Genomic DNA, 21,772 nt, shown 5'->3' with positions numbered 1-21,772 from the left:
CTTTAAAAAATTACCAATCTACTAGGAAAAAACAATCATAAATCCATTATATAGAAAATCTCTCTTAGAGGAAAGTAGAAAAACAATTACCAATCTAAATAATTTGTGAATATTCATATAATTTGAGTGTATAAAAAAGCACCTTCGGATTGATCACGAAGGTGCTAAATATCTAGTATAGTCTCTTAAACCCATCAAAGCGTTGTTTATAATACGTGTTATTTAAATTAGTAATAACTACTCCTTTAGCATCGGCATGAATAAATTCATTATTACCTATATATATCCCCATATGAGAGATTCCGGCTTTATATGTATTTTCGAAAAACACAAAATCCCCAACCTGCGGCTGATCCACATAGTAAGAGCGACTATAGTAGCCTTCTGCGGAATAGCGTCCAATCTTTGTTCCAGTTTGATTAAGAACATAATGAATGAATCCACTACAATCAAAACCAGAAGGAGTACTTCCTCCCCAAACATAAGGAATACCTATTAAAGTTTTGGCAAAGTCTACTACCGGTGTAACCGTATTTGCTGGAGTGGCCACTTGTGCAGGAGTTGTGGTACCAGTTGATTGCCTAACTAGTAATTTTTGTCCAACATAAATCCGGTCTGATGTTAGCCCATTAAGGGTTTTTAACTCTTGTACGGTTAATCCAAACTGGAGAGCAATTTTTCCTAAATAATCTCCGCTCATGACACTATACTCACTCACCGATGAAGTGGTTGGTGTCGAAGTAACTGGAGCGATTGAAGTAGGTGGGGTATTAGGCGTACTAGCGCTACTAGATGGGTTTGAAACAATAAATTTCTGCCCTGGATAAATTAAGTCGCTCGGTTGATTATTCCAATTACGTAAGTCACTTAATGAAATCTTGTATAAACTTGCAATCTTACTTAAGCTATCACCAGAAACAACAGTATGGTATTTAACCTCCGATGTTGTTACGACAGTTGGAGTCTGAACGGTTTGAGTAGGAGTTGGAGAAGAAGTCTCTGCAACTTTTAGAACCTGATTAATATAAATCATGTCAGAAGACAACTGGTTTAAGGATTTTAAAGACGCAACCGACGTACTATACTTGGTAGCAATTCGGGTTAACGTATCTCCTTTTTGAACTGTATAGGTGCTTGCTAAAGCTTGGGATGCAAAGGTTGAGGTTAATAGAACAGCGGATGTAAGAGATACGACTTTTTTCTTCATTTTTTGACAAATCCTCCTAATCTATGAAAAATAACTAATTCTATCTTACCATATATAAGAGAAATAGGAGGATTTTGTTGGATAAATAGGATAAATGTTCTATAAATTTAGAAGTATACAAAAAAGACAGCAGATAACAATATCTGCTGTCTGTCTTTTTATTGGCTAATAAACCGCCCGAGTAAATAATCTGCCCAAACGCGATGTCCTTCTTCATTCGGTTGATTGTATTCATTTAAGTATTCCTTTATCTGCTCAGACATAGGGTCAGGCCAACTTGTCCAGTGATCGAGATAAGGTATTCCTTGTGCCTCTGCGAATGCTTTTAACTCCTCTACTTGTGTTTTATAAAGCTTTGGTTGGTACAAGGGATTTGGAGGCTGGAGAATAAATGTTGTATTCGGATTCGATTTTTTTACCTCATTAATCACAGATGAGATGTTTTCTAGGGTCGCTTCAATCGGAACAACCGCATTATCACTTAAGATAAAAGGCTCCCAGATAATCAGGTCTGCTTGATTCGCAATGAATTCTGCTTGCTTTCCTGATTCAACAAACTCTGATGTAGTTTCTGTGTAGGTGCTTGATTCAATAGAAATAATATTTTCTCCATATGTAGCTACCACTTCATTCTGAAATAAAGTAGGCCAAGAAGTTTCACCTTCACCTAGTTGTTCTGATCCAACAATAAGAATATGATAGGGACGATTTTCAGATAGAGCAGTTTGGAAATGCATTTTTTCTTGCTCAGACCAATTGATTGTGTAATTTAGGACTGGCTCCACTTGCGCGAATGCTTCCGAACCTTCCTCCGAAACAGTAGCTTGTTGACTTGAACCACTTCCTGTTACTTCGGTTTTCTTTTGCCAATGTAAGTTCCCGAGAATAAGTAGAATCAAACATAAAAGTCCAATCATAGTGGTAAAAAAGGCTCGCAAAATTGATCACTCCTATTGATTTGTTAATTGCTGTAAATTTAAAAAGAGTAGTAGGATTTTATAAAAAAACAGTTATTATTAAGAAAGACGAAAAAATGATTCTACAAAATCATATAAAGTATGACAAAAACCACCAGATTTTACAACATTATATGATATAATACTATGAGTTTTTCATTTTAGGAGGATATGATGGAAGAGACAATAAGTTTAAAAGAACTATTTCTAACGTTAAAAAAACGTCTTAGTTTAATAGCTTTAATTACGATTCTATTTGCAACAATTAGTGGTTTGATTAGTTATTTTTACCTTACTCCGATTTATCAAGCATCAACGCAAATCCTTGTAAACCAATCAAAAAATGAACAAAACACTTACAGTGCTGGTGAAGTTCAGACCAACCTTCAATTAATCAACACGTACAACGTCATTATTAAAAGCCCAGCTATCCTAGATTTAGTCATTAAAGAACTTGATCTAAATATGACAACGGGCCAGCTAAATGGAAAAATTACCGTTCAAAGTGAGCAAAACTCTCAGGTAGTGACCATTTCTGTTCAAGACGCAGATCCAAATTTAGCAGCTGATATAGCGAATGAGACGGCTTCCATTTTCCAAGCAGAAATCAAAGACATTATGAATGTAGACAATGTTAGCATCTTAGCTAAAGCAGTAGTTTTAGACAATCAATCTCCAATTAAGCCGCAGCCATTAATGAATATCGCCATTGCCCTTATCGTAGGGTTGATGATCGGTGTTGGGTTAGCGTTTCTAATGGAGTACCTTGATAACACAATCAAGACAGAACAGGATATAGAGCAAACATTAGGACTACCTGTACTAGGTGCTATCCCAACCATTCAAGAAACCGTGCCAGAAACAAGCCGTTCAAGCAAAACACGTACAAGAGGTGAGAGAGTTGGCGTTTAAAAAAGAAAAAAAATCAAAGGTGTCGGACTTTAAGCGTAAGCTCGTAGTAAAGAACGATCCTAAATCTCCTGTATCAGAGCAATATCGTACGATCCGTACCAATATTCAATTTTCACAAATAGATAATGAAATCCGTACGTTAATGGTTACTTCATCCGGACCTGGAGAAGGGAAATCTACGACTGTAGCCAATTTAGCAACTGTGTTCGCTCAACAGGGAAATAAAGTCCTGCTGGTCGACGCGGATATGAGAAAACCAACCGTTCACTATACTTTTAGCATTACGAATACATTCGGGCTAACAACTGTACTAACCAAGCAATCCGACTTAGATGATGCCGTAACACAAATTGATACATCAAATTTATATGTATTACCTTGTGGGCCAATTCCCCCGAATCCATCCGAACTACTTAGCTCACGTTCTATGGATGAGTTTTTGGAGACAGCTTTAAAAGTGTATGATCTGGTAATATTTGACACTCCTCCTGTGTTAGTGGTGACAGATGCTCAGCTACTAGCGAATAAGTGTGATGGAACGGTGCTAGTTGTTTCATCAGGTTTCACAGAAAAAGAAAATGCGGTAAAAGCGAAAGAACAGCTAACCACATCAAAAGCCAAGTTATTAGGGGTTATTTTAAACAATAAGAAGCAAGACCAATCTCAATACTATTACTATTATGGTGGCAAATAGGAGTTAATTGCCAGTTTAATAGGCAAATGGTATGATATGTATCGGTATTGAATAATCTCAGATTAAAATATTTGGAGAGTAGTGAATGATATGATTGATATCCATTGTCATATCCTCCCATCTCTTGATGATGGAGCGAAGGATATAAGTGAGTCCGTTGCAATGGCAAGAGAAGCGGTAAAGGAAGGCATTGATACAATTATCGCTACTCCCCATCATAAAAACGGGCGTTATGACAACAATAAGCAAACGATTATTGAAGAGGTAACCAAGTTGAATGAGGTACTTCAGAAGGGACAAATCCCCTTGAAGATTCTCCCAGGTCAGGAAACGAGAATCTTTGGTGAATTTCTTGAAGAAGAAGAGCTTATTCATATCCTTCCATTAAATCAAACTCAATATGTATTCGTGGAGCTCCCTTCAGGTCATGTACCTAGATATACCGATCGATTACTATTTGATATTCAGCTAAAAGGATTAACACCGATTATCGTTCACCCAGAACGAAACACAGAAATAATCACGAATCCGGATATTTTATACAACCTCGTCAAGAAAGGGGCTCTTACTCAACTAACAGCTTCAAGTGTAGCAGGATATTTCGGGAAGAAAATCCAGAAGTTTTCCACACAGCTGATCGAGGCAAATCTTACTCATTTTCTAGCATCTGATGCACATAATGTGAATAATCGAACATTTAAGGTGATGGATGCGCTAGATATCGTGGAGTCTAAGTTCGGAAACGACATGGTCTACTTCTATACAGAAAATGCAGAACTACTAATTGAAGGAAAGAACGTGATGAAAGAGATTCCAGAAAAAGTGAAAGTAAAGAAGTTTCTAGGAATCTTTTAATTGGAAGTCAATATCTAAGAAAAAATATATGAATTATATGTCTTTTCTTAGATATTTTTATGCTCATAACGCTTTAAAGCGTTACTACGAGCAAATATTTAGAAAGGGGAGGGTACGATTGTCTTTTCAAAAAAGGTTAACATTTTTAACCGTGTTAGACTCACTCATCGTTTTAACAGCCATCTATATAAGCTATATCATACTCCATCCGACAGTCCAGGTCTTTACATACAAGACCCTATTGATTAGTTCCGTTACCTTACTGGTTAGCCATCATATCTTTGCATCATATTATCGTTTATATCAGAAGGCCTGGCAGTATGCGAGTGTCGGAGAACTAGTAGCCATTGTGAAAGCCGTGAGCTTTGCGGTTATGTCAGCAGCAGTTGTTCAATTAGTTCTATTTCAGGACATCTATGTAAGGGCGTTATCTCTTGCATGGATGATGCATGTGTTATTGATCGGTGGCTCAAGGTTTTCATGGAGAGTATACCGAGATCGTTATATTAAGCCGAAAAGTGAACAAGAAAGAGCACTTATCGTTGGAGCAGGAGCAGCAGGAACTCTACTTGCGCGCCAATTATTAAATAATCAAGATGCGGGAATTGTCCCAGTTGCTTTTATCGATGATAATACACACTTACTAAAGCTTGATATACATGGAATACCTGTTGTTGGGACATCAGTGAGTATTCAAGAAGCAGTAGAAGAGTGGAATATTGATAAAGTAATCATTGCCATTCCATCACTTAGTAAAAAAGAAATGAATAGCATTTTTCAGGAATGCGCAAAAACCAAGGCGAAAACAGTGATTATGCCAAAAGTGGAAGATGTGATGATCGGACGAGTTTCTGTAAAACAATTCCGCGATGTTGAAGTGGAAGACTTACTTGGTCGTGATCCAGTCGAGCTTGATATGGATAGTATTTCGAAAAAGATTACTGGTAATACGATTCTTGTAACTGGAGCTGGTGGATCAATCGGTTCAGAGATTTGCCGACAAGTAAGTAAATTTCAGCCGAAAAAGCTTTTGTTATTAGGACATGGCGAAAACTCCATTTATCAGATTGATATGGAGATTAGAAACAAATACAAAAATGATTTTGAAATCATTCCGATTATCGCAGATATTCAAGATCGTCATCGTATCTTCGAGGTGATGGAACTACATCGACCAGATGTGGTTTATCACGCAGCGGCGCATAAGCATGTACCGTTAATGGAGTACAATCCAAAGGAATCTGTAAAGAACAATGTAATTGGAACAAAAAATGTAGCAGAAGCAGCAGATACGTTCTCGATTGGAACGTTCGTGCTTGTTTCTTCAGACAAAGCAGTAAACCCAACGAATGTGATGGGATCCACGAAGCGGATTGCTGAGATGGTCATTCAGCATTTGGCACAACATAGCAAGACGAAGTTTGTGGCTGTTCGATTTGGGAATGTACTCGGTAGTCGTGGAAGTGTAATTCCTTTATTTAAAAAGCAGATTCAAGCTGGTGGCCCAGTAACGGTAACACATCCGGATATGACTCGATACTTTATGACGATTCCGGAAGCTTCTAGATTGGTGATTCAAGCAGGTGCTCTAGCTCGTGGAGGAGAAATCTTTGTTCTTGATATGGGAGAACCGGTTAAGATTGTGGATCTAGCGAAGAACCTTATTAAACTTTCTGGATATACAATAGAAGAAATCGGGATTCAATACTCGGGAATTCGCCCCGGAGAGAAGATGTATGAAGAGCTTCTTGGAGATAATGAAGTGCATAGAGAAGCGGTGTTTCCGAAGATTTTTATCGGGAAGGCTGTTTTGGGTGGATATGAGGAAGTGGAGTATTTAATCCATGAGTTTGTTCAGATGACTTCTATGGAAATTCAGGAGTATGTTCTGGGATTAGCGAATAAGAAAAGTGTACAAGAAAATGAATTTGTAAGTTAAAGTGGTGCTTTTATTCTAGATATACAGACGTGGATTCGTGTATCTAGAAGGTTTTTTGTCATAAGAAGTTTGGTGATGTCTCCTTACCGTTATCAATGGGGGCACTCGGCTATGCTGTGGGTGGAAACGCCTTAGACACGTTGGTTGTCATGGGTATGGTGTGAGGTGGGGTTAGATGCCCTAATTATTTATTTTGAAAAACCTAATTTTAATAGTACATGGAGGTGTTTTTATATGACCTCTAAGAAGAAGACAACTATGCGTTTGTTGAAAGAGAAAGGATTCACATTGATTGAATTGCTGGTCACCATGGTAATATTAGGAATTATTGCAATGATTGCCGTTCCAAGTGTAGTTGAGTTGCTAGAGAAGGCTAAAGTAGAGGTTTGTTTAGCCAATCGGTTAGAGTTGAGAAATAATTATTTAACATATATTCAGCTTGAGGGGATTCAAGACTCGTTGGTTGTGTTTAATGAATATTTTAATAATTATGGTGATGAGATATGTCCTGAACATGGAGTGGTTATCTATAAAGATGGTGAGGTATTGTGTAGCATTCATTCTGAATCTGGTGAAGAGAATGAGGATGTTCCGTTTTTATAGAAATTATTATTCTTTGATGAGGTTAGAGGATTATCTTTGTTTTGTTTATGATTGTTTGCTTGATTTGAGGGAATTGGGTAGGTGGTTAGATCTGCATTAGCTATAGTATGCACAATTTTTGAGGTTATGGGGTTACTTTGAAATAGATCATATGGTTGTTTTTAAAGATATGGGTTCTGAAAAAGATTGAGAGTGTCGGGGTTTTTGGAGACCTGAAATATTGGGGAAAAGATTGAATGGAGAAGTGGAAGTCAGAATGGTCAAGAGATAACCACGACATATTGTGTTAAAAACATTGAAAAATCATGAAAATATACAATATATGGGTTTATCTAAATGACATAGTACTATTTTGTTAGTATATAAAGATAAAATGGTTAAAATTGGGTGTTTTGATTTTGGAAAACGTTGAATTGACGGGCTTTTTAGTAACCAAAAATATGGAAAAATATTGAATGGAGTTTAGGGAAGTCAGAATGGTCAAGAGATAAACGCAACATATAGTATTAAAATCAGTGAAAAGTCACGAAATTATACAATATATGGGATTTATCTATATAACATAGTACCATTTTGTTAGTATATAAAGATAAAATGGCTAAAATCAGGTGTTTTGAATTTGGAAAACGTTGAATTGACGGGCTTTTTGGTAACCAAAAATAATGAAAAATATTGAATGGAGTTAAGGAAGTCACTATTGTTATTAGATAACCACAATATATAGTATGTTTTTTAACGAAAATTCCATCAAATATACAATATATGGATTTTATCTAATCAACATATTACCATTTTGTTAGTATAAAAAGATAAAAAGGTCATTTTTCACCTAATTTTTGGAAGTCTAGAAATTGAAAACGTTGAATTGACGGGCTTTTTAAATTCCTGAAAATGGAAAAATGATTGAATAAACATTGGGAACTGACTATCGTAGTTAGATTGAGTGCTAGAAACCTTGCGGGATAAGGGTTTGAAGCGTTTTTAGTGAGAATTATAGATTGATTGAATGGTATATATAATAGGAAGAAACATGGTTTAGAGTGGTTTTGTAGTGATTATCTATTTCGTATTTGTGTGGTAGATTGAATAGATATTACGAGGTGAGTATTGAAATTCGATAAGAAAACGCAATATGTAGTATTGAAAATCGCTTTTTAAGGACAAAACATACTATATGTTGATTTTTTCATCTATTTCTCATATTGCATATTAAATGCGAGGTGGCTATCAGTTGTAGATAAGATTTAGTGGGTTAGTAGTTGGTTGGAAGATGATATTCCAATTAAGTCCTAACCAACTAAAAGGTCGATAAAGGCCTATTTATAGATTATAAGAGTTGAGAATAAAAAACAAGTGAGGTTAAATCATATGTCATATTTAGTTGTTGTTGCACATCCAGACGATGAGGTTTTAGGGGCAGGCGCTACAATGTATAAGCTCGCTCAAGAAGGACATTCAGTGAATGTCTGCATTTTATCAGGTGAAGTGAATGCAAGAAACTACCGTCCTACTACTGAAGAGCTTAATGAAGATGTCAACAACTCTATGAATATTTTAGGTGTTGATAGAGTTATCACTGGTAACTTTCCGAATATAGAGTTTAACAATGCAGGTCATTTAAAACTTGTTCAGTTTATAGAAGCGGCAATTCTTGAAACAAATGCTGATGTTGTATTTACTCACCATCCAGCTGATTTAAACAATGACCACTTACACACTTCTATGGCATGCCAAGCAGCAGTTAGGTTATTCCAAAGAAGAAATGATATAGCTCCTCTTAGAGAACTACTTTTCATGGAAGTGCCATCATCCACAGAATGGGGATTAAATAAAGCTATGAACCAGTTTTCACCTAATACATTTATTGAAGTTGGTGAGTTGAGCGTGGATAAAAAAATAGAAGCTCTTGCACAATATCGCGGAGTTATGCGAGATTACCCTCATCCTAGAAGTAAGGAAGCAATCAAAGGACTAGCAGCTTACCGTGGTGGGCAATCAGGCATGGTTTATGCAGAAGCCTTTGAGAGTGTATTTAGACGTGGATTCTAGAAAGTAGAGAGGATGGTATACGTTGAAGAAGAGAATTGCGTTTGCAACTTGCGTTCAATTAGGGCTAAGTTGTATTGAAAAAATATATCGTATTGGTGGGAATCTAGATTTACTTATTACGCTTAAAGATGAAAAAGCAAAAAAAAAGTCCGGTAGAATCTATTTAGATGAGATTGCAAATGAACATGACGCACCTCTATTGAAGATTGATAATATCAACGATCAAGAGGTTCTTTCTGCTTTAAAGGAATACCAGATTGATTGGTTATTTATTATTGGTTGGTCGCAAATTGCTAAGAAAGATGTACTTGAAACACCGAAGTATGGCTGTATCGGTATGCACCCTACTTTATTACCAACCGGTAGAGGGAGAGCGGCAATACCATGGGCAATTATCAAGGGGTTAGATGAAACAGGTGTAACTATGTTTAAGTTAGATGAAGGTGTTGATACCGGTGATATTATCGGTCAAGGGGTTATCAAATTAGATCAGAACACAACAGCAACAGAACTTTATCAAAAAGTTGATGATATGCACATTACACTAATTGCAAAGTACTGGGAAGATATCGTTAATAACAACATTACACTTACGAAACAAAATGAACTAGAAGCCACAGAATGGCCTGGAAGAAAGCCTGAAGATGGTGAAATTCTAAACAGTATGAGCATGGACGAAGCAGATAAATTGGTAAGAGCAGTTACACGCCCCTATCCAGGTGCATTTTATAAAGATGGGGATAAAACCTACAGAATTTGGTCTGCTAAAACAAATAAAGAAGACGGGGCTATAAAACTTGTTGATGGGTATTTATTTCCTATCGATTTTGAGGTAGAGGATTAGTTATGAAAGATTTGAAATTCCAAAAATTAATTAAACGTTTATTTGATATTGTTGTTTCGTTAATAGTTCTTATACCATTTCTTCCAATATGGGTTTTAATTGCAATCTTAATCAAGGTTACATCTCCTGGGCCAGTTATTTTCTTACAAGATAGGCCGGGGTTAAATAAGAAAATCTTTAAGGTTTATAAATTTAGAACAATGAGACCGGGTTCAGAAAAAATGGTTAAAGGTCAAGAGGTAATGAAAGACGATGACCGTATCACAGTCATTGGAAAGTTTCTTAGAAGAAGTAAGTTAGATGAAATTCCTCAAGTATTAAATGTACTTAAGGGCGAAATGAGCCTTGTTGGTCCAAGGCCAGAACGAGTAGCATCCCTTGGTGATTATACAGATGAAATTTCTAAAAGGCTTAATATGAGTCCGGGTATGACGGGGTTAGCACAGGTGAGTGGTAATATATATCTTTCTTTAGAAGACCGGTATAAGTTTGATGTTTATTATGTGGAGCATTATAGCTTGTTACTTGATCTGAAGATAATTATTAGGACTGTTGGTGTTGTGTTATTTGGCGAAGATAGATATGTCAACAAGTACTTGGTTGATATTAATTTAGGATCTGCAGAGGTAGCATCTACTAATGAGGAGAAGATTTTGAAATGAAAAAGATACTTATAACAGGAGTTAATAGTTATATAGGTACTTCATTTGAAAAATGGGTTTCACAATATCCTGATAAGTATTCTGTAGATTTTATTAGTATAAGAGATGATCATTGGAAGGAAAAGTCATTCTCTGGATATGACGTCATTTTTCATACAGCAGCAATTGTCCATGTTAAGGAAGACGATACAAATAAGTATTTTAAAATAAATAGAGATACAACAGTAGAACTCGCTAAGAAAGCCAAAAAAGAAGGTGTGAAGCAATTCATATTCTTAAGTACTATGGGGGTTTTTGGTACGGAAACAGGCTATATTACTAAAGATACTAAGCCAATTCCAAAGACACCTTATGCTCAGTCAAAATATGAAGCTGAACAGATTTTATTAGGTATCAATTCTACTGATTTTAATGTGTCAATTCTACGTCCACCGATTGTATACGGTAGAGGATGTCCTGGGAACTACGTTAGGCTAGCAAAGTTGGCTATAACGCTACCAATTTTTCCAGAGATAAAGAACGAGCGAAGCATGATATATATTGACAATCTATCTGAATTTATAAGGATAATAATTGATAATAGCCAAGGTGGTATATATTTTCCCCAAAATAAGGATTATGTGAATACAACTGATTTAGTAAGGCTTATCGCAAAGGCTCGAGGGAAAGAAGTTAAGACATCAAAGGTTTTTAACTGGGCTGTTGCAATAGGACTTAAACTGTCAGGGACTTTAAGGAAAGTATTCGGGACATTTGTCTATGATAAAAGAATCTCAGGTGGCCCAGGGACATTAATAAATGGAGTGAAAATAGATTATGAGGTTGTTTCTTTTGGAGAGTCTATTATAAGTACAGAGGGTAGGGAGTAAATGCAATGAAAAAAAAGAAAGATATTTTAATTCTATGTCAGTATTTTTATCCAGAATACGTTTCATCTGCTACACTACCTACGGATTTGGCCGAGGACCTAGTTGATAAGGGTTTAACAGTTGATGTCTTATGCGGTTATCCAAAAGAGTATTACGATGGAGAACCGGTAAAGACAAAGGAACTTTATAAAGGGTTAACAATAAATAGAGTTAAGTACACTGAGTTTAATAATAAATCAACGCTTGGAAGATTAATAAACTTTTTTTCTTTTTTTATATCAATATTATTTAAGCTACCTTATTTGTTTAAATATAAAAGTATAATAGTTTATTCTAATCCTCCGATTCTTCCTTTGATACCTTATTTTGTTTCGTGTATTTCTAAAACTAAGTTTGTCTTTGTTGCTTTTGATATTTACCCAGATAATGCACTGAAATCAGGTTCAATCAAAAAGGGTGGAATTATTGAAAAAATAATGAATTATATCAATAAAAGAGTCTATAAGCATGCTTCACGAGTAGTTGCAATAAGTAATGATATGAAACAGTACATGATTAGAGAAAATCTATCTCTAAACGCAGGTAATATAGATGTCATTCCAAATTGGTACAATAAAGATAAGGTTGAACAAAAAAAAACTATAGGTAATACAGAATTCAAGAAATTAAAAGAGGATTGGCCACTTATAGTACTTTATAGTGGAAATATGGGTACTCTTCAAGATATGGAGACTATCTTAGAATGTTTGAAATTAATGATGAATAGAAAAGATGTATTTTTTATGTTTACTGGTCATGGAAATAAAGCAGAGTACGTAAAAAATTATATCAATTCAAATGGGATTAATAATGCAAAAGTTTATGGATTTTTACTTGGTCAAGATTATAAAGATGTCCTTAATATAGCAGATGTTTGTCTTGTAAGTTTGGCAGAAGGAATTGAGGGATTAGGGGTTCCTAGTAAGACTTATGGTTACTTAGCTGCTGGGAAACCTGTGCTAGCAATTATGTCAGATGAGACTGATATAGCTTGTGATCTAAGTAAATATAATGCAGGTGGAAACGTAAGCCAGGGTGATTATAAAGGTTTGGAGAGATTAATTCTTAATTACTTGAATAACCCGAAACAAATTAATACATCTGGAATTAATGCAAGGAAATTATTTAATGAACGTTATGAAAGAGTAGTTTGTACAAATCAATACTACAGAATGATTACAAAAGTAATTAACAAATAATTCAAAGTTGGTGAACTTAAACTATGTTTAAAGATAAAACATTATTAATTACTGGTGGTACAGGATCATTTGGGAATGCTGTTATGGAAAGATTTTTAGATAGCGAGATAAAAGAAATTCGTATTTTTTCAAGAGATGAGAAAAAACAAGATGATATGAGAAAATTATATAAAAATGATAAATTAAAGTTTTATATCGGCGATGTAAGAGACTTAGCAAGTGTTAAAAATGCAATGCATGGAGTTGATTATGTTTTTCATGCTGCAGCATTGAAACAAGTTCCTTCTTGTGAATTTTTTCCTCTTGAGGCTGTAAAAACAAATGTAATAGGAACTGATAATGTATTAACCGCTGCAATAGATTATGGAGTGAAAAAGGCAATCTGCCTTTCAACTGATAAAGCAGCTTATCCTATTAATGCCATGGGTATATCAAAGGCAATGATGGAAAAAGTATTTGTGGCTAAGTCCAAAACTGTAGATTCAGATAAAACACTTATATGTGGAACAAGATATGGTAATGTAATGGCCTCTCGTGGCTCTGTAATTCCGTTGTTCATTGAGCAGATTAAAAGTGGACAACCAATTACAGTTACAGATCCTAATATGACTAGATATTTAATGAGCCTTGAAGAAGCTGTAGAGTTAGTTGTATTTGCATTTCATAATGCTTCAGCTGGGGATATCATGGTTCAAAAAGCACCAGCTTGCTTAATCGGAGATTTAGCAGTGGCATTAAAGGAACTTTTTAATGCAGATAATGAGATACAAGTTATTGGCACTCGTCATGGAGAAAAACTATATGAAACTCTTTTAACAAGAGAAGAGTATGTAGTGGCGGATGATATGGGTGGATTCTTTAGAGTTCCAGCGGATAATCGTGACCTAAACTATGAAAAATACTTTGAGCAAGGAAATGAAAAACTTTCTATTGATCAAGAATACAACTCTCATAACACACATCGCTTAAATATTGAACAAATTAAAGATAAATTAATGCAGCTTGATTATATAAAAGAAGAACTCAATAATTTAGAAAAGGTATCTGTATGAGATTTTTAGTATTAGGTGCTACTGGCATGGCTGGTCACGTGATAGCTATTTATTTAAAAGAGCAAGGTCATGAAGTAGAAGCATTAACCAGAAGGCCTTTTCCTTATTGCGACAGTATAATAGCTGATGTGACTGATTTACCTGTAGTGACAGAAGTAATTCAAAACGGTAGCTATGATGCTGTTATTAACTGTATCGGTATATTAAATCAATTTGCAGAAGATAATAAACATCAAGCTGTATTTTTAAATAGTTATTTACCCCATTATTTAAGTCATATAACGAAAGAGACTGAAACTAAAATTTTTCATATGAGTACTGATTGTGTTTTCTCTGGTAAGAGTGGAAATTATAATGAAAATTCTTTAAGAGATGGAGACACTTTTTATGATCGTTCGAAAGCTCTAGGAGAATTAGAAAACGATAAAGATCTGACGTTTAGAAACTCAATTATTGGTCCAGATATTAATAAAGATGGTATAGGTCTGTTTAACTGGTTTATGAAGCAGGATGGTGAAATTAATGGTTTCACAAAGGCAATTTGGACTGGAGTAACGACGTTAACTTTAGCTAAAGCAATGGAGAAAGCGACAGATGAAAACTTAACGGGTTTATATAACCTTGTAAATAATCAGACCATCAGTAAGTTTGATTTACTTAATTTATTTAATAAGCATTTAAAGGATAACTCTATTAATATCTTACCGAGTGAATCAGTGGTAGTAGATAAATCTCTTGTTAATAATAGAGCAGATTTCTCATTCAAGGTCCCTAGTTATGAACAGATGATAGTAGAAATGAAAGAGTGGATCTTAAATCATAAAGAGATGTATACACATTATTTTTAAGTAAAGGATGGGCATAATAATGCGGAAGTTAAAACTTATGACAATAGTGGGTACTCGCCCAGAAATTATTAAACTATCAGAGACAATTAAAAAATGCGATAAATATTTTGAACATATATTGGTTCATACAGGTCAAAATTATGATTATAATCTGAATCAAGTATTTTTTGAGGAGTTAGGTTTAAGAGAACCTGATTTTTATTTGGGGGTTGTAGGTGAAAATTTAGGGCAGACAATGGGTAATGTTCTTGCTAAATCTTATGAGATTATGATAGAACAAAAGCCGGATGCTATTTTAGTTCTTGGGGACACAAATTCTTGTCTAAGTGTTATATCGGCAAAGAGGTTGAAAATCCCTATTTTTCATATGGAAGCTGGAAATAGATGCTTTGATGAGAATCTTCCTGAAGAAATTAATAGAAGAATTGTTGACCATACTAGTGATGTTAATCTTTGCTACACGGAGCATGCAAGAAGATATCTGAATTCTGAAGGAGTACCAAAAGAAAGAACCTATGTTGTAGGTTCACCTATGGCGGAAGTCCTAAGTATAAATGCAGATAAAATAAATAAAAGTAAAGTGTTAGAAACACTCGGTTTAGAAAAGGGGAAATATATCCTGTTATCGGCTCACCGGGAAGAGAATATCGATAATGAGCAAAACTTTATGGAACTTATGAATGCCGTTAATGTTATGGCAGAGATTTATGATATGCCGGTTATTTATAGCACTCACCCTAGAAGTAAGAAATTAATAGAAAAGAGAGGATTTAAATTCCATCCTAATATAAAAAGTCTACAACCTTTTGGATTTTCTGATTATAATCATCTTCAACTTAATTCATATTGTGTAGTTTCAGATAGTGGAACAATTGCTGAGGAAGCTTCTTATTTTAAATTTCCTGCAGTTTCAGTAAGGACTAGTACAGAACGGCCAGAAGCTTTTGATAAAGGAAACATGATTATTGGTAGTATAACAACTGAGCAAGTGCTTCAAGCTGTGGATATGGCAGTGGGGATGAATTCTGATCATGATGTTGGTATCGATGTACCTAATTATATAGATAAAAATGTTAGTATGAAAATAGTGAAAATTATTCAAAGTTATACTGGTATTGTAAATAGAATGGTGTGGAGAAAGTTATGAACATTATGGTCTTTGATGTTCCAGCTGAAAGTGGAGGAGCGTTATCGGTATTAACTGATTTTTACAAAGAAGTGATGACTAATCAAAATAGCGGAGTAAAATGGATTTTTGTTGTTAGTAAACCAATATTAGATGAAACGGATAATATTAAAGTTTTAAGGTTTCCATGGATTAAAAAAAGTTTGTTACACAGGATATTTTTTGATTATTTAGTAGCTCCGTTATTATTAAGAATTTATAAAGTTAATCGAGTTTTATCATTGCAAAATGTAACTGTTCCTTTTTCTAACATTCCCCAAACATTATTTGTTCATAATGCAATACCTTTTTCAGATATTAAATTTAGCTTCAAAGAGAACAAATATCTATGGTTTTATCAAAACATTATAGGCAAAAAAATAATGAAGTCGATAAGTAACGCTGACAAGGTGCTAGTTCAAACAGAATGGATGAAGAGGGCTTGTATACGTGATACAGGAATTTCTAGTGAAAAAGTTGAAGTTAAATTTCCTGAAATAAAAATAGAAGTGAAAAAAACCTTTGAATATAATGGGGCATCACCATTAGTCTTTTTTTATCCGGCAAGTGCAGTAGAATTTAAAAATCACAGACTAATTTTAGAAGCTTGTAGAAAGCTTAGAAAAAAAAACTACAGGGTAGTCTTAACCTTAAATGGGGATGAAAATGCAAGTATTAAAGAAATATATCGTATAGTTAAAAAAGAAAACCTACCAATTTCTTTTATTGGGAATTTAAATAGGGACGAAGTTTTTGAATATTACACTAACTCAGTTTTAATTTTCCCTTCATATATAGAAACAGTAGGTTTGCCTTTACTAGAGGCAAAGTTGCATAACTGTTTTATACTGGCATCAGATTGTTCCTTTGCTCACGATATGTTAGATAGTTATGATATGGCGTTTTATTTTAATCCATTTAACCCTAAAGAACTTGCAAATCAGATGGACTATATAATTGATAAATGTAGAAATGGATTCAGGCTTTAGGTAGGAGATAACATGATTATATTTATTTTAATATTGATGGTATTACTTAGTTTAATACTTACAGTAGTTTCTAGAGATATGTTTAATAATATTATTAACCCTATTTCTATTTATTCTATATGGTGGACTATTAATTCTATTATATCTAGCCTGGGACTTTTTGGGCTTTTTAAACCTGATGTAGATGTATATATGATGGTTCTATTATCAATAATTGCATTTAGTGTGGGTTGTATAATAATTGTTTCTAAGAGAGATAAAACAGGAAATCTAAAAAAAATAGATATAAAAAGTAATGATATAAAAGGTAATGTTAATTATAGAAATGTTATAGTTATCAATCTTGCTGCTATTCTTTTTATGATTCCATACACGCTTGAAGCAATTGAGATATTTATAAATCACGGTGCGGCAATTTTAAGGGCAGTTTCGTTAAGTGAAGATGGATTAACGGGTTCTTTATTAAATTTAGTTATCATTCAGTGGCTAGTTTTAGGGATTTTTACAGCAACTATGATAACAGCAACAATACAATTAACTTTAAGTAAAGGAAAAAAGATTCTGTTCTTTTTAGCATTGGTTGTCATATTAGTTTATACATTTACGTTTGGTGGAAGATGGATTATTTATAGATTTATAGTAATGCTCGTTTTATCAAGCTTATTCCTAAAATCCTTTAAAAAATATGATATAAAAATATTGAAAAGAAGAAAAGTAACTTTGCTATTATCTATTGTTGGTATAGTTTCTATGTTAGTTATTACAAGCCAACGAAGTTTACCAGGTTTAAGCATAGCTGGAAATTTGGTTACTTATTTTACGGGATCGTTTACCATGTTGGATATTTTAACAAATTTAGAGAGTTATCCCGATATAGGTGGTGGCTATTTATTTGGATTTGCATCCATTGGGGGATTAATAGCACCATTACTTACAACATTTTCTGTTATAACAGGTATTGAAATACTCCGACCAGACGAAATTGTGTTGGGAGTAACAGGTCAAGATTATGTTATAGGCACTAATACTATATATAATGCTTTCGCTACATCTTTATATACGTTTGGTAGAGATTTTGGGATTTTAGGAGTTATAATAATTCCCTTCATTTTTGGTATAGTATGTTCATTGGTTTTTATTTATGTAAAAAGAAAACAATCATTGAGAGCTTACCAATTATATATATTTTTTCTGTATTTAATAATTAGTAGCACTATGCAATGGGACCTTATACATCCTTGGCCTTGGTTTACAATGTTTTTTTTATGGGTTTTTACAAAAAAGGAAAAATACAAAAAGATATCGTAAGGTTGGTGAAAAATGGTTAATCCACTAGTATCAATAGTGATGTCAGTATTTAATGGAGAGGAATATGTACAGGATGCTATTTTAAGTATCTTAAACCAAACATATACAAACTTTGAATTAATAGTGATAAACGACTGCTCTACTGATAACACAAAAACAATAATACTATCAAACAATGATTCTAGAATAACTTATATAGAGAATAATGAAAACTTAGGCTTAACTAAGTCTCTTAATAAAGGACTAAGATTCTCGAATGGAAAATATATAGTTAGAATGGACGCAGATGATATAAGTCTACCAACTCGTATAGAAAAACAGGTTAAGTTTATGGAGAATAATGACGATGTGGGTGTGCTAGCTACTTGGGCATATTATTTTGGAGAAAAAAACGGTTTGATAAATACTATAAGGGACGATTTTGAATCTATAGGAAGTGAACTTATATTTGGCTGTCCAATAGTTCATCCTAGTGTAATTATACGTAAGTGTTTAATTGAGAGATATAATTTATATTACGATGAGAGTATAAAAAAATCACAAGATTATGACTTATGGAGTAGGTGTAAAAGTCATTTTCCTATACGAATACTAGAAGAGCCGCTACTTCTTTACAGAGTACATGAGGACCAGATAACCAATAAATCAAAAGAACAGCAAAAAGAGATTACTACGAATATACAGTATCGATTACTGCGTGAACTAGACATAGAGCCTTCATACATTGATATACAGTCACACTCTATTTTATGTGGGAACATACCTTCTGGAGAATTTTCAATAGAGTCTGTTAATAATTGGACTGATTATTTATTCAGAAGTAAAAAGAATGAAAATAAAGTATTTATTAAAACACTTATGAAAAGGTATTTTATTTTTGTTATTAAGACAGTGATGGACAATCCGCAAAAGATTTTAGTATTCTTTAAGTCTAACATGTTCTGGAGGGCAGCACGTCCTTCAAACTATCTAATCTATTCTAAAACTATATATAGTTCAATTCGAATTCGTTTTAAAAAGTATAATCATTTGGAATATAGGTAAAAGGAGCATTTAAAGTGCAGGACAAATATAAGATAGTGATTATAGGATGTTATTTTGGTAACTTACCCGATTATTTTAGCTATTGGCTAAAATCCTGTTCAACTAATAACCATATAGATTGGATCATATATACAGATCAGACTTATCCAGATTTACCTGAAAATGTAGCTATGATTAATACTACTTTAGGAAAAATAGAAAGTTTAGCAAGAGATAAGTTAGGAATTCAAGCAGTCATAAATGCGCCATATAAACTCTGTGATTTTAAACCGGTTTATGGGAAAATCTTTGAGGATGATATCAAGGATTATGATTTCTGGGGACATTGTGATTTCGATATGATATTTGGAGATATATCTAAATTTATTACAAACGAAATACTGAATAAATATGATAAGGTACTTACCCTTGGCCACTTAACATTATATAGAAATACTAGCATTGTAAATGAAAGGTACAAAGACACTGGGGGGGAAATAAATTATATTACTGCTTTATGCAATGAAGAGCACGTAGCATTTGATGAGATAACGATTAATGAAATATATAAAAAGAATAAATACTCGATTTACGATAAAAGAATTTTTGCTGATATTTCTCCTAGTTATAGAAGATTTAAAATAACCGGTAAAAAAAACTATGAAAATCAGCTTTTTTTATGGAGAGATGGGTCTATTATTCACGCATATATTGATAATGGAAAAATCTATGAAGAGGAATATCTCTATATCCATTTTCAAAAAAGAAAGTTTAATAATGTCAAAAAATATTCAAATGATTATTCAAGCTTCTTAATAGGTCCTGATGGATTTAACTTAATAAAAAATGATAACTTAGAAACACTAAATTTTTCCATATATAATCCATATCAAGGAAAATTAGTGGAGAAATTTCAAGAGAAGTCTTTTTATTATAAGCATTTATTCAAAGTAATTAAGAAAAAAATAAAACGAAAAATGAAGTAGGCGCTAAATTGAAGAATCGGTTCTCTTTAAATATGTTTACTAATATATTTGCTTTAGGTATAAATGTTATAGCTACATTAGTAATAACCCCTATATTAATAAAAGAAATTGGTGTAGTGGCGTATGCTTTCATCCCGATTATTCAAAGTATAATGAATTATATAAACGCAATCTCTATAGCGTTTACCTCAATGGTAGGAAGGTATTTTACTATTTCCATTAAAAACAGAAACATACGTGAAGCGGAGGAATATCTAAACACATCCTTTTTTTCATTATTATCAGTAAGTTTCCTATTCCTTTTTATCATTTATATTGTAGCGAATGATATACAACTTTTTTTAAATGTACCTGATAACTTAATAAAAGATGTAAAATTAGCTCTATTATTTCAAGGTATTGCATTTTTGTTCAGTACATTAAGTATAGCATTTAAGGTTGCCGCTTTTTCTGAAAATAAGCTGTATATTTCTAATAACAACCTGATGATTTCTATTATAATTCGATCTATATTAGGAATTATACTAATAACTTATTATAAAGAGCTGTGGTATTATAGTTTAGCAAATTCAATTGGCATGTTGTTACTTTTATTAATGGAATTCTATACTTTTAGAAAATTAATGCCTGATATGAAAATTAATTTAACAAGATTTAGTAAGGATAAGGCTAAAACCTTACTTTCTGTTGGTTCTTGGAATTCTCTAACAAACTTTGGATCGCTGCTCTATAATCAGAGTGACGTAATTGTAGCAAATAAAAATTTAAGTGCTACTACTGCAGGTGAATTTGCTGGTATATATCAAATCCCTCAGTTAATTAAGTCATTAGGTAATTCAATATCATCAACATTTTCACCAAGGTATATAGAACTTTATGCAAAAAATCGCATAGTAGAACTTACAGAATATACAAAAAAATCCGTCTGGTTTACGGGATGTTTGATGGCTATTCCAATTGGTCTATTTGGTGGAATTGGAGATATAGTAGTGGCGCTATGGCTTGGAGATAATTTTTTAAAGTATCAATTTATTTTAATAATATTTGCTGTAACCTTAGCGATTAATGTTTGTATTTCACCGCTGTTTGCTATTTTAATTACTTATCAAAAGGTAAAGGTACCTGCGTTTATGCAACTTTTTACCGGTTTTATAAATATTTCCCTTGCAGTTTTTCTTACCAGTTTAATTGATTTAGGGGCATTAGGGCTAGCGATTAGTGGATTTTTCTCTTATTCTCTCATGAATTTCATTTTTATGCCGAAATATACATCCAAAATTATGGGGATTTCTTCAAAGGGTCTTTATAAAACTATATTTAAAGTATGTTTTGTGACATTTTTGGTAGGCATAATTAGTGGTATAAGTAGAACATTCCTATCACATGATTGGCTGGGAGTATTCATAATTAGTTTTATTACAATAATTTTTTACTTTATTTTATTAGTATTGTTCTTTTCCCGTAATGAAGAGAGAACATTAATTAAAACTATTATATTAAAATTCTATTATAAAATTAGACGTAAAAAACAATAGTTTAGGAACATGACTTTTCAATGTTGTGGGATTTTTTA

20 protein-coding genes are annotated in these 21,772 nt (G+C 33.3%); 18 read left to right on the top strand and 2 right to left on the bottom strand.

What is annotated here, in order from left to right; translation table 11 throughout:
- Positions 1-172 precede the first annotated feature (172 nt).
- Positions 173-1,207 (bottom strand): C40 family peptidase, encoded by a 1,035-nt coding sequence (locus ACFFHF_RS10915; protein WP_160545801.1) that lies wholly within the window; start codon positions 1,205-1,207, stop codon positions 173-175.
- 158 nt (positions 1,208-1,365) lie between these two features.
- On the bottom strand, positions 1,366-2,145 hold the full coding sequence (locus ACFFHF_RS10910; RefSeq protein ID WP_377058123.1) for an SGNH/GDSL hydrolase family protein: 780 nt from the start codon (positions 2,143-2,145) through the stop codon (positions 1,366-1,368).
- Between the two features lie 192 nt (positions 2,146-2,337).
- Here ACFFHF_RS10910 and ACFFHF_RS10905 point away from each other — a divergent pair, with 192 nt between their 5' ends.
- From ACFFHF_RS10905 to ACFFHF_RS10820, 18 genes are all read left to right on the top strand, one after another.
- Positions 2,338-3,075, top strand: coding sequence for a YveK family protein (locus tag ACFFHF_RS10905; protein ID WP_340905796.1), 738 nt, complete (start codon positions 2,338-2,340; stop codon positions 3,073-3,075).
- Entirely contained in the window at positions 3,065-3,769 is a 705-nt protein-coding gene (locus ACFFHF_RS10900) for a CpsD/CapB family tyrosine-protein kinase (RefSeq protein WP_340905795.1), read from the top strand. Before ACFFHF_RS10905 ends, ACFFHF_RS10900 begins: the two co-directional genes overlap by 11 nt.
- 90 nt (positions 3,770-3,859) lie before the next feature.
- Positions 3,860-4,624 carry a tyrosine-protein phosphatase gene (locus ACFFHF_RS10895; protein ID WP_377058122.1) on the top strand — a complete coding sequence of 255 codons (765 nt, stop codon included), beginning with the start codon at positions 3,860-3,862 and terminating at the stop codon, positions 4,622-4,624.
- 118 nt (positions 4,625-4,742) lie between these two features.
- Positions 4,743-6,563: a polysaccharide biosynthesis protein gene (locus ACFFHF_RS10890; protein ID WP_340905793.1), complete on the top strand. Its 1,821-nt coding sequence runs from the start codon at positions 4,743-4,745 to the stop codon at positions 6,561-6,563.
- A gap of 234 nt (positions 6,564-6,797) precedes the next feature.
- Complete coding sequence (locus ACFFHF_RS10885) at positions 6,798-7,166, top strand: type II secretion system protein (protein WP_340905792.1); 369 nt, start codon at positions 6,798-6,800, stop codon at positions 7,164-7,166.
- Positions 7,167-8,534: 1,368 nt separating this feature from the next.
- Positions 8,535-9,215 (top strand): PIG-L deacetylase family protein, encoded by a 681-nt coding sequence (locus tag ACFFHF_RS10880; protein ID WP_377058121.1) that lies wholly within the window; start codon positions 8,535-8,537, stop codon positions 9,213-9,215.
- 22 nt (positions 9,216-9,237) lie between these two features.
- Positions 9,238-10,059, top strand: coding sequence for a formyltransferase family protein (locus ACFFHF_RS10875; RefSeq protein ID WP_377058120.1), 822 nt, complete (start codon positions 9,238-9,240; stop codon positions 10,057-10,059).
- Positions 10,060-10,061: 2 nt separating this feature from the next.
- A complete protein-coding gene (locus tag ACFFHF_RS10870) occupies positions 10,062-10,721 on the top strand; it encodes a sugar transferase (RefSeq protein WP_377058119.1) in 660 nt (219 codons plus the stop codon).
- Complete coding sequence (locus ACFFHF_RS10865) at positions 10,718-11,590, top strand: NAD-dependent epimerase/dehydratase family protein (protein ID WP_377058118.1); 873 nt, start codon at positions 10,718-10,720, stop codon at positions 11,588-11,590. Before ACFFHF_RS10870 ends, ACFFHF_RS10865 begins: the two co-directional genes overlap by 4 nt.
- A gap of 5 nt (positions 11,591-11,595) precedes the next feature.
- Entirely contained in the window at positions 11,596-12,828 is a 1,233-nt protein-coding gene (locus tag ACFFHF_RS10860; protein ID WP_377058117.1) for a glycosyltransferase family 4 protein, read from the top strand.
- Between the two features lie 23 nt (positions 12,829-12,851).
- A complete protein-coding gene (locus ACFFHF_RS10855) occupies positions 12,852-13,880 on the top strand; it encodes a polysaccharide biosynthesis protein (RefSeq protein ID WP_377058116.1) in 1,029 nt (342 codons plus the stop codon).
- Positions 13,877-14,728 carry an SDR family oxidoreductase gene (locus ACFFHF_RS10850; protein WP_377058115.1) on the top strand — a complete coding sequence of 284 codons (852 nt, stop codon included), beginning with the start codon at positions 13,877-13,879 and terminating at the stop codon, positions 14,726-14,728. Before ACFFHF_RS10855 ends, ACFFHF_RS10850 begins: the two co-directional genes overlap by 4 nt.
- Positions 14,729-14,747: 19 nt before the next feature.
- Positions 14,748-15,875: a non-hydrolyzing UDP-N-acetylglucosamine 2-epimerase gene (gene wecB, locus ACFFHF_RS10845; protein WP_377058114.1), complete on the top strand. Its 1,128-nt coding sequence runs from the start codon at positions 14,748-14,750 to the stop codon at positions 15,873-15,875.
- Positions 15,872-16,882 carry a glycosyltransferase gene (locus tag ACFFHF_RS10840; protein WP_377058113.1) on the top strand — a complete coding sequence of 337 codons (1,011 nt, stop codon included), beginning with the start codon at positions 15,872-15,874 and terminating at the stop codon, positions 16,880-16,882. The genes wecB and ACFFHF_RS10840 overlap by 4 nt, the downstream gene beginning before the upstream one ends.
- A 12-nt stretch (positions 16,883-16,894) precedes the next feature.
- Positions 16,895-18,190, top strand: coding sequence for an O-antigen polymerase (locus ACFFHF_RS10835; protein WP_377058112.1), 1,296 nt, complete (start codon positions 16,895-16,897; stop codon positions 18,188-18,190).
- 12 nt (positions 18,191-18,202) lie between these two features.
- Positions 18,203-19,234: a glycosyltransferase family 2 protein gene (locus ACFFHF_RS10830; protein ID WP_377058111.1), complete on the top strand. Its 1,032-nt coding sequence runs from the start codon at positions 18,203-18,205 to the stop codon at positions 19,232-19,234.
- A 14-nt stretch (positions 19,235-19,248) separates the two neighbouring features.
- Complete coding sequence (locus ACFFHF_RS10825) at positions 19,249-20,199, top strand: DUF6625 family protein (RefSeq protein WP_377058110.1); 951 nt, start codon at positions 19,249-19,251, stop codon at positions 20,197-20,199.
- 8 nt (positions 20,200-20,207) lie between these two features.
- A complete protein-coding gene (locus ACFFHF_RS10820; RefSeq protein ID WP_377058109.1) occupies positions 20,208-21,734 on the top strand; it encodes a lipopolysaccharide biosynthesis protein in 1,527 nt (508 codons plus the stop codon).
- The last annotated feature ends 38 nt before the right edge of the window (positions 21,735-21,772 follow it).

Source organism: Robertmurraya beringensis (assembly GCF_042433785.1).
GTDB classification, from domain to species: Bacteria; Bacillota; Bacilli; order Bacillales; family Cytobacillaceae; genus Robertmurraya_A; species Robertmurraya_A beringensis.
The sequence above is the reverse complement of the archived record's forward strand: the minus strand, read 5'-3'. Positions and strand labels throughout refer to the sequence as shown.